We start from the raw sequence: 12,422 nt of genomic DNA on the forward strand, positions 1-12,422 counted from the left end.
CATTCGACCCATGAAGCCGGTCCTGGTGGCCGGCTTCGTCGTGTTCGACTCAGTGGGCCGTCGAGGCCTGACTGGCGTGCTCGGTGGCGGCATCGACCAGCGCGCGAATCAGGCGCTGCTGTGGACGATTGAAGATCAGAAACTCGGGGTGCCACTGCACGCCGATGAGAAAACCATGGCGGTGGCTCTCGATGGCCTGGACCAGCCCGTCGCGGTCGCGGGCGACGATGTCGATCCCTTCGCCGGGATTGTCGATGGCCTGATGATGCAGGCTGTTTACCTGACACCAACTGACTTTCACGATGTCGTGCAACTGACTGCCTGCGACGACGTCGACGGTCTTGCTCGGCAATACGGTGCGACGTTTCCTGACATGCTCGAAGGCGGTATGGATATCGCTGATCAGCGAACCGCCGAGATACACATTGATGATCTGCGCTCCGCGACAGATACCCAATACCGGGCAGCCGTCGGGCACGAAGCGCTCGAGCAGCTCGAGCTCCAGGGTGTCGCGTTGCGGATCGACGCGCACGTCGAGTTGCACCTCGCCGCCGTAAAGGTGCGCGCCGATATCGTCGCCGCCACCGACCACCAAGCCATCCAGGCCATCCGGATCGGGCTTCGCGGGTGACAGCCGCACCGGCTGGCCACCGGCACGCCATACCGCCAACCAGTCGCACCACCAGGCAAGCAGGCTCTTGTGATCCGAGGTGGTGATGCCGATCCGTGGTCGTGTCATGCGTCGTGCATCCATTCTTTGAGCTGGTCCAGCCAGCGTGTGACCGGTGATCGGCGATGATGATCGATATAGGCCTCGCTACGCTCGGCCAGCCGTTCGGGGTCGGTGGCCAGGCGTTCGACCTCGATCCAGCGATTCCATTCACACACTGCGTTCCAGTCGGGTCGCGACAACTGGGCGTTCGGCAGGCGATAGTGAAAGGTCGGTCGTGGCTTGACCAGCGGGTCGGCTAGTAACCCGCTGGGAAAATCAGGGCGCAGATACGCGAACAGCGGCAGCAGATCCAACTCGCGATTGCGGGTCGAGTTGTCGATCAGGTAATCGGCGATCAGCGTGTCGAGATTGGGCGTGTAATCGGGATCGAGAACCTTGAATGCATACTCCTTGGGGAAGGGGTTGGCGTGCGGCAATATCCCGCGCGTGAAGTCGATATCAATTTCCTCGCGCAGCCATTCGGCGAGAATCAGATAGGCGCGCAGGTATGCCAGCAAGGTGGCGGCATCGGTGCCCGGCACCTCGGGATTGAGATGTAGGCCGAAGGCGTAAAACAGGCTGTCATGGGTGTCGCGAGCGCCTTGCAGGCGTAGCGCGCCGAATAAGGCATCGAGTTCATTGAGTGCCAGCCAGGGCAGCGGTGGGCAGACGATTTCGGTGGGTACCACGCCGGCCACGGCGTCGCCGATCAGTTGGCGGGTGCGATTGTGTAGATCGAGGCGCCAATGGTTCCATTCGTCACCCTTGGCCTCGGCTTTTTCCACGACCTTGGCGTCCGGGTGCGCGTAGGTGGTATCCAGCTCGATAGTGAATTCGCCCCAGCGGGTCTCGATCACCTTGAAGCGATGCGGGCTCAGCGTAATGCAGCGACCGCCGAAGTGATCGATCACCAACTCGGCCGCCTTGGCCGGTGCAATGGCGGCGAACTCGATCTCCACGCCGACACGGCGCAAATGACCCTCGCCGGTGCGAGGTTGCGGGGGAGCATTGGGATTCACGCGACTCTCCTGCGAGTGGACCATCCCATTGCAGCGGTTGCCGCCTCTGTTTGCAAGCTAGCGGGCTGGCCGCCTTTGGTGGCAAGCTGAGAGTTCATGGTGATCGAGTCTCGAGGAGTTGCGATGACGGACCACTGCGTTCCCGTGATTCTTGCCGGTGGCAGCGGCACTCGGTTGTGGCCGTTGTCGAGGCGGCTGCGGCCAAAGCAGTTTCTCGCTCTTGGCGAGGTCGACGGAGCCAGCTTGCTGCAACGGACCCTGACGCGACTCACGGGTTTGACCAGCGCTGCACCGATCGTGGTGTGCGGCGAGGACCATCGCTTCCTTGCTGCCGAACAGCTACGCCAGTCGGGATTGAATGACGTCACGCTGCTGATCGAACCCGAGGGGCGTAACACCGCGCCGAGCTTGACGTTGGCGTCTCTCGAAGCGATTAGCCGGGGCGACGATCCGCTGTTGCTGGTATTGCCCGCCGATCATGCGATTGCCGATGAAGTGGCGTTTCGTACAGCGTTGAGTCAGGGACTGGAACTGGCCGAGGCCGGTTGGCTGGTGACGTTGGGCATTGCACCGACGCGCGCCGAGACCGGTTATGGCTATCTTCGCCGTGGCGAGCCGCTCGGCGTGGGTGCTCATCGTGTCGCCGCCTTCGTCGAGAAACCCGACACGGCGCGTGCCAAGGATTATCTCGCCAGTGGCGATCATTTGTGGAACAGCGGTGTTTTCCTGTTGCGGGCCAGCGTTTGGCTGGCCGCCATCGAGCGCTTCGCGCCAGCGATCCTCGCTGCCTGCCGCGAGGCCTGGGCGGGGCGGCACGGCGACCTGGATTTTCTGCGCCCCGAGCGCGAGGCCTTCCTGGCGTGTCCGGCGGACTCCATCGACTACGCGGTGATGGAGCGTGCCGACGACATCGTCGTGGTGACGCTGGACGCCGGCTGGAACGATCTCGGCGACTGGCAGGCGCTGTGGCGCTCGCTGCCCCGTGACGCCGACGATAACAGCGCCCATGGCGATGTCATGCTGGAAAAGTCGCATGGCTGCCTGGTGCATGCCGATAGCCGTTTGGTGGCGGCGTTGGGCGTCGACAACCTGGTGATCGTCGAGACCGCCGACGCCGTGCTGGTGGCCGCTCGCGACCGCATACAGCAGCTCCGGGCGCTGGTCGAACGGCTCGATGGGCGGGAAGAAGTCGAGCAGCACCCGCAAGTGCTGCGCCCGTGGGGTGATTTTCGGCGGATCGATCGCGGCCGGCGTTTTCAGGTCAAGCATATTACCGTCAAACCTGGCGAGGGGTTGTCGCTGCAACGTCACCATCACCGCGCCGAACACTGGGTCGTGGTCGCCGGTACCGCCAGGGTAATCAACGGCGAGCGAAGCTATCTGGTCAGCGAGAATCAATCCACCTATGTTCCCATCGGCCAGGCGCATTCGCTGGAAAACCCCGGGCGAGTGCCATTGGAGTTGATCGAGATTCAGTCCGGGGATTATCTGGGCGAGGATGACATCGAGCGTCTCGCCGATCGTTATGGCCGTGACGCGACACCGGGTGCGCACGGCGAGGAGCCGACATGAGCGAGCGTTGGCAGGACCTGACCAGTGTCGAACTGAGCAAGGCGATCCATGCAGATAGTGTTGCGGTGTTGCCGCTGGCGGCCATCGAACAGCATGGCGCGCATTTACCCCTATCGACCGATCTGGATATCGCTGAAGGGCTGCTCGCCTCGGCAGTCGCGGCATTACCCGAGGACTTCCCGCTGCTTGTGTTGCCACCGATGTCGGTGGGGGCAAGCCATGAACACGCCGGTTTTCCCGGTACGTTGAGCCTGCCACCTGGAGTCGCTATCGCGGTGATCGAAGCCTATGGCGACTCACTGTCGCGTGCCGGCGTGCGTCGGCTGGTGCTGCTCAACAGCCATGGCGGCAACAAGGCGGTGGCCGATATCGCCGCGCTCAAGCTGCGCGAACGCTGGGGCATGCTGGTGGTCAAGGCCAACTACTTTCGCTTCGCCGCGCCGGCGCAAGCGTTACCGGTGGATGAGTTGCGCCATGGCCTGCATGGCGGCGCGCTGGAAACGGCGATGATGTTGCACCTGGCACCCCACAAGGTACGTCGCGAGCATCTCGACCACCCGCCATCGCGAGGCGAGGCGATGGCCCGGCAAGGCTTGACGCTGGGGCCGGAAGGCGAGGCGGCCTTCGCCTGGCTGGCCGAAGACCTTCACCCCGGCGGTGTGGTCGGCGACGCGCGGCTGGCCAATGCGGAACTCGGCGAGCGCCTGGTCAGCCATTACGGCGCGACGCTGGCGACCGTCATCAGCGAGACCCGCGCCATGGATATCGACGATTTCGAGGCACGTTTTCAGAAGTAAGGGCCACTGCAGATTGGTATAAAACTCAAGCGCAGGCCGCCCATCGCTGCATGCCTGATTAATTTTGACTGCGGAGCGGAGATATCCAGGCCGACGAAGCTGCCCGCGGGAGATTTCCTGATTTAATATCCAGGCATGATAAGCTGAAGATAGCGACCTTGCTCCAAACTCTGGATGGTCTTTTTTGCCAGCAGATAATCAGGGCTTCCTTGAGATTTTTTCTGTTGCAAATAGCGAGTTTTTAAATCCTGCCGGTTACCACTGTTTGCGAGGTAGGCCGCCGCAACCCAGTTGATATCGATAGGCTCACCTTCTTGGTGCTGTTTCGCCCATTCTTTCTCTAATGCTGCATAACAAGGGATAGCGGCTTTTTTTCCTTGGCTACGTTCTTTTAGCAGGCACTCAAGCATATTTAGAGAACGATCCTTCGGCTTTATCTCCTGGGCGCTAATTATATCCTTCAATGCTTTTTCATAACGGCGTTCGTATATGTTTATGTTGGCGCGTGTGACGAGTGAAGGTACATGGTTTGGAGCAATTCCCAATGACTCGTTGACTAGGTCAAGTGCTGTTGAAACTTTCTTGTCGCTGCTATTCGCAACACCTTGTGCCAATGTCGAAGCAGCTTCTTTCTGTAATTTTACTGCTCGCTCACTGGTTTGAGGCTGGCAGGCCAATAGAGCAAGCGACATTATAAGTACGCCAAAAATAGTCAAGAGTTTCATTTGTTCACCACAGCATTCCTCCCATAACCCCCACCAATAAACTTCCCGGCTTCGGTGTGTTTGACCCGGTTACATTGGTTTCACGTCCGATGGCGCAGATATCTAAAGTCTTTTTATTAGCTCCTCCCAAGCCCAAAAACCGAACATAAAAACGCACAGGCATACAGTGATATGGCAAGGGGTTAAAATCCAGGCCTTTAAAGACCTAGGTATTTTTTCAATATCTTCCATGCTGGCTAATTTATGTCGATGATAAAAGTTTGGTCGCGCTAATACACCTCCGAGACGCATTAATCTCATTGTTTTTCCTATTGGCCCACTCTTCCATATGTAACGCTGAGTGATCACTTCAGATGAATTTTTTAGGTATTCTTCAGCTTCTTCAAGCTTTGAATAAGATACATATAATATAAAGAAAATATCTAAAAAACATAAAATGAAAAAACCAGTCCAGATGTATGCATAAGTATCCTCGCTCATGGAGTTAGGCCCTTGTAAATAAGCTCGCCAGCATCCTCTCCACGTGAACTACCTACGATACCCCCTACGACACCAGCTCCACCTACAACAACAAGTCCACAGATGATGCCGCCAACTCCGGCAGTTGCGAAACCTATAGCCGTACAAACTGTTCCCGCAAAATATGTAGCACCGGCTGTCGCAAGAGCGCCTCCACCCACCCCACCAATAAACTTCCCGGCCTCGGTGTATTTGACCCGGCCACATTGATCTTCGCGGCCAGTGGTGCAGGCTTCCTGAACCCTGGCATAGGATGCCACACCTCCCAGCCCCACGCCGATCCAGCCACCGGCCTTGATGTACTTGGCGGCCCTGGCGACACCGTCGATATGCGTTGCGTAACCCGGGATGTCGCTCACGCCGCCTTCGCGCCAGTGATGCGTCAGGCTGCGGGTCGAGATGCCGAGCGCGTGGCGCAGCGAGGGATGGTCGGGAAAGCCGATGCCCCGACGCACCAGCGGCCCCAACGAGCCGTTCAACTGGGTGAAGAGCCGGCGGCGCTTGGCGAAGAAATCCGGGTTGTTGAGGTTGCCATGCTCGGCAAAGCTACGCTGATGGAGTTGCTCGATGCTGCGTAGCGTGCGTTCGACCGTTGTCAGGTGCTTGCCGACCATGGCGGTGGCCGCGCCCACGCCGGCCGAGGAGTAGTCGAGAAACGCCCCGATGGCGTCGTAGTTCTCGACCATGAATCGAGCGTCTTCATCACTCAACGAGGCCAGCGCGGCATCGACCCGGTTCGCCGCGTCGCGAAGCCGGGCGTCTTCGGCCGTGCATTGCAGGTTGTCGGGATCGCTGAGCACGGCCATTTGTCCGGGCTTGGCCCGCTCGGCGAGATGTGGATTCAGCGCGCGAAATTTATCGATTGCCTCGGGCTTCGCCCGGCCGAGTAGCTCGGCTTCGAGTTCTCGGCCTGACATCGGCCGTTCGACGATATGAAAGCCCGGTGCGACGCCGCTAGTGTCATCATCGTCGATTGGTGCGGTTGCCGCCGTTGCCGAGAAAGCAGTGGTCGGTTGAGCACTGGCTTGCGAGGCTGGCGCACCCGAAGCCGCAATCGCGTCATCGATGGCGTCAGTGGTCATGGCGCTGTCAGCGGGAGCGGATTGCTGAAACCGAAACCCGCCGATCTCGATACTCGTCGGCGAGCCGGTGGTCACGCTCGAACCGGTAATGACTTTGCCACCGCACGAAGTCTGGCTGCCGTTGATCGCGGCGGGGCTGTCTTCGATCTCGAACCAGTCGGCGCCGGTGGTAATCGTCGCCCCGCAGGAGCTCATGTCGCCGATGCGTGCCGCCGGGATATCGTCGACGAAGACCGTGCTCGCGCCACTGACGATCTTGTGCGGGCCGCCGTTACACTTGCAGACGACCTTGTCGCCGATTTTTGCCAGATCCACCGCTGGCTCCTTGATGTCCGAACGAGAGCGATACCGATGAACGGCAATTGTACCTGCCAAACGGCGCCGGGCTTGTAAGCCATAGACGACAGTTTTTGTAGGAAATATCTTACATTCACCAGCCGCCGGTAGAGATTGCCCCTTTAAAAGCCGTCGGGGGAACCCTTGGAATGTCCATTCAGCACGGCGTCGAGCATATGCCCGGCACGCTTGGACTTGGCAGTCAGGTAGCGATAGTTCTGCTCGGTCAAGCGGCCATATAGCGCCTGGCGGTCGGCGACGTCGATGCCGCCTTCGATCAGCGCGGCGATCTTCACCGGGTTGTTGGTCAGGAGCTGCACGCGGCGAATGTCGAGCGCGGCGAGCATGTCCACCGCCACGCCGTAGCGGCGTTCGTCCTCGCCAAACCCCAGCACCTGATCGGCATCCAGGGTGTCCAGGCCCTCATCCTGCAGGGCATAGGCGCGCAACTTGTTAGCCAGGCCGATACCGCGTCCCTCCTGGGCCAGGTAGAGCAGCACGCCACCCCCCATGGCGTCGATATCGGCGACGGCATTGCGCAACTGCTCGCCGCAATCGCAGCGCAGGCTGCCGAACAAATCGCCGGTCAGGCACGCCGAATGCAGGCGCAATGGCACTGCGTCGAGCCAGGCCTCGGGATCGCCGATGACCACGGCGATGTGCTCGCGCAGGCCATCCGGTTCACGAAACAGCATGAAGCGACTGTCGACGGCGTCAGCGAGTGGAATACGCGCTTCGCTGACTTTTTTCAGCAGACCCGAGGCGGCTTCGAAGCAGTGCTCGGCATCGCTGGCCTCAACCGCCAGCAATGCGCCGCTCTCGATCAGCGACTCGACGCGGTCGCGGGATTTTCTGGCCACGCGTGCCGTGAGGGCGGCGGGAATCAACAGCGCGCGACGCATCAGGGTCAGCGCGGCATGATCGGCGCGGCTGGCGGCCACCGGCGGTTGAAAATGCTCGCCGGCATCGGCGCCGAAGGCCAATTCGTTGAGCCGCCGTACATCGAGTATTGCCAATGAAGAGAGCGGCAGGCGCGCGGCGCTGGTATCGAGCGTCTTGCCCAACAAGGCCAGCCGGTGGCGGCTCAATACCAGCCCTGGGGCATCGCCGGCGGTGGCGATCAATCGGTCGAGCGCGCCATCGTCGACGTTCTCGATGGGGTGCACCAAGACATCCTGATCGCCGTCGCGCAGCAGTACCGGCAGTCCACGGCGAATATCGAAGATGGCGCGTTCGACCTGATGCATGGACGTCTCCTTGGCGTGACTAAGGTTGTTCTCTCGCTGGGCGCTGCGCATGATGGGGTTCCTGTCCCTGTTTCCAGGATGAGGATGCATGAGCGAATCTTCTCTGGCTGCCGCCTGGTCCTGCGTGCGCGACGCCATGAATGGCGATTGGTCGTCAGTCATGGCGTTGTCCCTGGCCTTGGGCGACTGGCGTCTGGATGTTCGGCGTGGCGGCGCCTGGCATTGCGATGGATCGGTCGACGACGACGTGCGCGACCTGCTCGACTGCCTGCTGCCGCTGGTGGCCCGCGCCGAGCCGCTGGCGATCGCCCAGCTTGGGCAAAGCCTCGATGGGCGCATCGCGACCGTGACCGGGGCGTCGCATTACGTGAACGGCGTCGAGAGCCGACGGCATCTGCATCGGCTGCGGGCGCTGGTCGATGCCGTGCTGGTCGGCGCGGGCACCGTCGATGCCGACGATCCACGCCTCAGCGTGAGGCTGGTCGATGGTCATAATCCGCTGCGCGTGGTGCTCGACCCGCGTGGCCGACTGCCTGCCGAGCGGCACGTCTTTCAGTCCGGCGAGGCGCCGACGCTGCACCTGGTCGGCGCGGGCGCGCCGACTATCGGCCCGGTGGGCGGGCATGTCGAACGTGTCGTGTTGCCGCTGGGCGAGGGCGCTATCGTCGAGCCGCGTGCGGTGCTCGACATGCTTGCCGCGCGCGGGCTTGGGCGGGTGTTGATCGAGGGCGGCGGGCTGACGGTATCGCGGTTTCTCGAAGCCGGCGTGTTGCACCGCTTGCATTTGCTGGTGGCGCCGCTGCTGATCGGTTCCGGTCGGCCGGGGCTCTCGCTGACGCCGATCGACACCCTCGATCGCGCGCTGCGTCCCGTGTCGCGAACCTTTACCTGTGGCGACGACACGCTGTTCGATCTGACCCTTGCCGCCGCCCCCGTGACGACTGGCGTTGGCGGCCCGGCGACGCACCAGGAATAGCGCGCCGGGCAGGCTGGACGCCAGCACCAGCAGGCCGTAGGCCATCGAGACCGCTACGCCCTGGGCGGGCGATAGACCGGCAGCGACCCAGACCAGCGCCGCGGCCCCTTCGCGCAGGCCCCAACCGGCGATGGAAAGCGGAATGGCCATGGCCATCAGGATCGCTGGAATCAGCGCCAACAGCGTGGCGATGGGCAGCTCGACACCGATGGCGCGTGCCGCGCAGACGAATACCGCGACGTAGCTGGCGACCACCAGCAGTGAGCCGAGCATCTGGCGTGGCCAGGCGCTCGCGCTGAGCAGACTACGATACACATCGCTACCCAGGCCGCGCAGCGCAGGCGGTGGCTTGAGGGACAGGCGACGGATTAGCCACCCCACCGCGATCAGCGCCGCGCAAGCGATCAGCCAGGCGCCCGCCGCGCTGATGGTTATCGCGGCGGGCCCTTGTATAGAGCCCTGTGAAAGCGCCGTGGTCAGTGGCTCACGCCATATTGGCGACAGCAACGTCAGTAACGCCATGGCGGCGAGTACCATCTGACCGGAAATGCGCTCGATGATGACCGCGCGCACTGCCGGGCCGCGCGCGCCGCTCTCGCGGGCATGGCGCCAGGCGCGAGTGGCGTCGCCGATTACCCCGCCCGGCAACACCTGGTTGAGAAAGGTGGCCAGGTAATAGTCACCCAGCGCGGCCCCCCAGCGCAGCCGGACGTTCAGCAGGCGCGCGGTGAGCTTCCAGCGCCACGCCGATATCGCCACCTGCGGTAGAGTCAACACTAGGGCCAGTGCCACCCAAGCCGTCGACAGTCGTTCGAACTCGGCAACGATCGCCGCTATGTCCAGCCACGCCACCAGGCAGCCGAGCAATATCAGGCTGGCGAAGGGACGTATCCAGACGCGCGGACGTCGCCAGGCACCGATGCCTGGCCAGCGTGGCTGGCGTGGCGCGGTCATGTCAGGCCGCCTCGTCAGGGGTGTCGGGCGGGTAGGCGAAAACGTCATCGTGGCCGACCCACAAGCCCAGCGCGCCGCTTTCGAGTGCCGTGCTCCGGCTTTGGAACCAGGCCGTTATCCGCTCTGCGCATTGCGGAGCTTGCTCGCGGGCGGCCTGGTCCCAGCCTTCGAGCAGTGCCTGGCCGAGCGTCACGCTCTCAGTGTGGCCAGCCAGCAGTCGCCACGGGCTTGGAGCGTTGGCGACGCGATAACCGCGCTGCGTAAATGCCTCGCTCAGCGCGGTGGGGGCGCTGCCACCCAACGCTGGGCCGAAGCCTTTGTCGCGCTGCTGATGGGCATCGATCAGTTGACGGACCCAGCGATCCTCGGCGTTATCGCATGGCTGGTCCTGGCGATCGATGAAATGCCATTCGCCATTCACGCTCAGGGTAAACAGCACGGCGGCGTTGCAGGCGACGCAGGCGTCGGCCAAGCGCGCGAGCCAGTCGCGCGACACCAGGTCGAATAGCGCCGAGGCGCAGATCAGGTCGTAGTCCTCGAGAGACAGGGTATTCAGGTCGGCCAGATCGCGGCAGTCACCGATCAACTCGATGGCATTGCCGTCAGCGTCGTGCAACTGGTGAAAGCGCCCCGTGGCCTGGGCGAGTAAATGGGAGTCATGATCGATCAGCCGCCAGCGCTGATGGCCGGGCAGGCGCGGCGCCAGAAATTCCAGGTTACTGCCGTTGCCGCTGCCCAGATCCATCAGCGAAAAGACACCCTCGCTGGCGTGGCGCTTTTCCAGCCACGCCCCGGCGCGTCGCGTCAGTGTTGTGCTTCGCGCGGCGCGATCGGCCGCTTCGCGCAGCCGCAGCCAGTGGCTGTCGAAGGTGCTGCCGGGCGCGGGCTGGTTCATGGCGAGACTCCCTTGGCGTTGCGCCCGGACGCGGGCTCGCCATGTGCCAGCAGGGCGTCGGCAAAGGCGGCGCCGGCGGCGTTCCAGTCCTTGAGGGTTGCGCGGGCCTGGCGAGCGCCGGCGCGCAGACGCTGTCTGAGTTCGGGGTCGTCGAACCAGCGGCGCAGCGCCTCGGCAAATGCCGCAACGTCGCCCGGCGGTACCGCCAGCCCGGCTTCGCGCGGCAGGGTATGGGCCAATGCACCTCCAGTGGTCGTGATCACCGGCAGGCCGCGCGCCAACGCCTCGCTAACCACCATGCCGTAACCCTCGTAATGGGAAGGCAGCACGAAAACATCGGCGCTCTGATAGGCGGCGTCCAGCGCCTCGGGCTCACGCTCGCCAAGCAGGTGCACGCGGCTGCCCAGGCCGTGCTGGAGTATCCTCGCGGTCACGGCCCTGGCATGGGCCAGGTCACGGTCGAGCGCGCCGATACAGTCGCACTGCCAGTCATGCCTGCCGAGCCGGGCCAGTGCGTCGATCAGTACGTCATGGCCCTTGCGTGGGATGAGCGTCGCCACGCATAGCAGCCGCTGCGTGGTGTTGCTATCGCCATGCGTGCCTTGTGCCAACGGCGCTGCGTCGACGCCGGGTTCGACCACCGCGACGCGTTCGGCCGCGACATCGAAATCGGCTAGCCGGCGCGCGGTAAAGGCGCTGGTGGCGATGATCCGATGAACCGCGGCCAGGGCGCGGGTTTCGCTGATGATGAACCGCGTGCGCTGGGCGTCATCGAGGCCGGTTTCATCGGCCAGGGGATGATGCACCAGCGCGGTCAGGTCGAGACGCTTGCCATGCCTGGCGACGATCTCGGGCAATCCGCCCATGGCCAGGCCATCGATTACCACGCGGGTGCCATTGGGCTGCCTGGCGAGGGCGTCGTTCAGGGCGCGCGCTGAAGCTGAATCGGGCTCCGGAAAGCTACCGCCCAGGCCGATGACCTCGATGCGCCAGCCCTGGCTGCGCAAGGCGGCGGCGATGCGTGCATCGTATACGTAGCCGCCGGTGAGCTGCGCGGGGTCACCGGCGACGATGAAAGTCAGCGAATGGCTCACAGCGCTCCCTCGTAGCTGGCCCAGGCAACATGCGACTCGTGCAGCGTCACGCACAGGGCGGTCAGGCCGCGGGCCTGTTCGCCCAGGCCACCGGCACGCACGGCTGCGGCGAGACGTTCGAAAACCACGCTGGCCATGAATTCGGTGGTGGTGTTGCGTCCGTGAAATTCCGGGGCGTCGTCGAGATTGCGAAAATTGAGATCCGCCAATACGTCGCTCAGCGCCTTGCTGGCCAGGCCGATGTCGACGATCAAGTCGTTGGCGTCGAGCTCGGGGCGCTTGAAGGTGACGTCGACCACGTAGGTGGCGCCGTGCTGGCGTTGGGCGGGGCCGAATATCTCGCCCTTGAAGCTATGCGCGATCATGAAGTGATCGCGAACGGTTAGACTGAACATGCACGTCTCCTTGGGAACCACTGCATAAATGCCTGCATGGACGAATCGCTGTGTCACGCGGTGCTCAAAAAATAGCCTAACTGGATGTTATGTCTATTC

General features: G+C 62.8%; 12 protein-coding genes and 1 pseudogene. 3 read left to right on the forward strand and 10 right to left on the reverse strand.

Annotation, left to right across the window (positions count from 1 at the left end; translation table 11 throughout):
• Window positions 1–49 precede the first annotated feature (49 nt).
• On the reverse strand, window positions 50–739 hold the full coding sequence (locus tag BLR92_RS00090; RefSeq protein ID WP_089724321.1) for a gamma-glutamyl-gamma-aminobutyrate hydrolase family protein: 690 nt from the start codon (window positions 737–739) through the stop codon (window positions 50–52).
• Window positions 736–1,731: an amidoligase family protein gene (locus BLR92_RS00095; protein ID WP_245703839.1), complete on the reverse strand. Its 996-nt coding sequence runs from the start codon at window positions 1,729–1,731 to the stop codon at window positions 736–738. Before BLR92_RS00095 ends, BLR92_RS00090 begins: the two co-directional genes overlap by 4 nt.
• Window positions 1,732–1,854: 123 nt before the next feature.
• On the opposite strand from BLR92_RS00095, the gene BLR92_RS00100 reads away from it, so the two are divergent.
• A complete protein-coding gene (locus tag BLR92_RS00100) occupies window positions 1,855–3,303 on the forward strand; it encodes a mannose-1-phosphate guanylyltransferase/mannose-6-phosphate isomerase (RefSeq protein WP_089724325.1) in 1,449 nt (482 codons plus the stop codon).
• The gene (locus tag BLR92_RS00105) at window positions 3,300–4,100 is read left to right on the forward strand and encodes a creatininase family protein (RefSeq protein WP_089724327.1); all 801 of its coding nucleotides are present in this window, start codon (window positions 3,300–3,302) and stop codon (window positions 4,098–4,100) included. The genes BLR92_RS00100 and BLR92_RS00105 overlap by 4 nt, the downstream gene beginning before the upstream one ends.
• 122 nt (window positions 4,101–4,222) lie before the next feature.
• Here the strand turns inward: BLR92_RS00105 and BLR92_RS19475 are convergent, their stop codons facing one another.
• The 4 genes from BLR92_RS19475 to ribA all read right to left on the reverse strand — a co-directional run bounded on the left by BLR92_RS19475 (window position 4,223) and on the right by ribA (window position 8,009).
• Window positions 4,223–4,825 (reverse strand): tetratricopeptide repeat protein, encoded by a 603-nt coding sequence (locus BLR92_RS19475; protein WP_139171549.1) that lies wholly within the window; start codon window positions 4,823–4,825, stop codon window positions 4,223–4,225.
• Between the two features lie 102 nt (window positions 4,826–4,927).
• Window positions 4,928–5,305, reverse strand: coding sequence for a hypothetical protein (locus BLR92_RS19480; RefSeq protein ID WP_139171550.1), 378 nt, complete (start codon window positions 5,303–5,305; stop codon window positions 4,928–4,930).
• Entirely contained in the window at window positions 5,302–6,741 is a 1,440-nt protein-coding gene (locus BLR92_RS00115) for a PAAR domain-containing protein (RefSeq protein ID WP_175488684.1), read from the reverse strand. The genes BLR92_RS19480 and BLR92_RS00115 overlap by 4 nt, the downstream gene beginning before the upstream one ends.
• Window positions 6,742–6,884: 143 nt before the next feature.
• Window positions 6,885–8,009, reverse strand: a complete 1,125-nt coding sequence (gene ribA / locus BLR92_RS00120) for a GTP cyclohydrolase II RibA (RefSeq protein WP_089724332.1) — start codon at window positions 8,007–8,009, stop codon at window positions 6,885–6,887.
• A gap of 160 nt (window positions 8,010–8,169) precedes the next feature.
• Here ribA and BLR92_RS00125 point away from each other — a divergent pair, with 160 nt between their 5' ends.
• Window positions 8,170–8,985: a RibD family protein gene (locus BLR92_RS00125; RefSeq protein ID WP_245704014.1), complete on the forward strand. Its 816-nt coding sequence runs from the start codon at window positions 8,170–8,172 to the stop codon at window positions 8,983–8,985.
• Window positions 8,986–9,018: 33 nt separating this feature from the next.
• Here the strand turns inward: BLR92_RS00125 and BLR92_RS19845 are convergent.
• From BLR92_RS19845 to BLR92_RS00145, 4 genes and pseudogenes are all read right to left on the reverse strand, one after another.
• Window positions 9,019–9,987: pseudogene (locus tag BLR92_RS19845) on the reverse strand (lysylphosphatidylglycerol synthase transmembrane domain-containing protein); the annotation flags it as partial.
• Complete coding sequence (locus BLR92_RS00135; RefSeq protein WP_089724335.1) at window positions 9,941–10,834, reverse strand: class I SAM-dependent methyltransferase; 894 nt, start codon at window positions 10,832–10,834, stop codon at window positions 9,941–9,943. The pseudogene BLR92_RS19845 and the gene BLR92_RS00135, both read right to left, overlap by 47 nt.
• Window positions 10,831–11,928 (reverse strand): glycosyltransferase family 4 protein, encoded by a 1,098-nt coding sequence (locus BLR92_RS00140; protein WP_089724337.1) that lies wholly within the window; start codon window positions 11,926–11,928, stop codon window positions 10,831–10,833. The genes BLR92_RS00135 and BLR92_RS00140 overlap by 4 nt, the downstream gene beginning before the upstream one ends.
• Window positions 11,925–12,323 (reverse strand): 6-pyruvoyl trahydropterin synthase family protein, encoded by a 399-nt coding sequence (locus tag BLR92_RS00145; RefSeq protein ID WP_089724339.1) that lies wholly within the window; start codon window positions 12,321–12,323, stop codon window positions 11,925–11,927. Before BLR92_RS00145 ends, BLR92_RS00140 begins: the two co-directional genes overlap by 4 nt.
• Window positions 12,324–12,422 lie beyond the last annotated feature (99 nt).

It is taken from the genome of Modicisalibacter muralis, assembly GCF_900102945.1.
Lineage (GTDB): Bacteria > Pseudomonadota > Gammaproteobacteria > Pseudomonadales > Halomonadaceae > Modicisalibacter > Modicisalibacter muralis.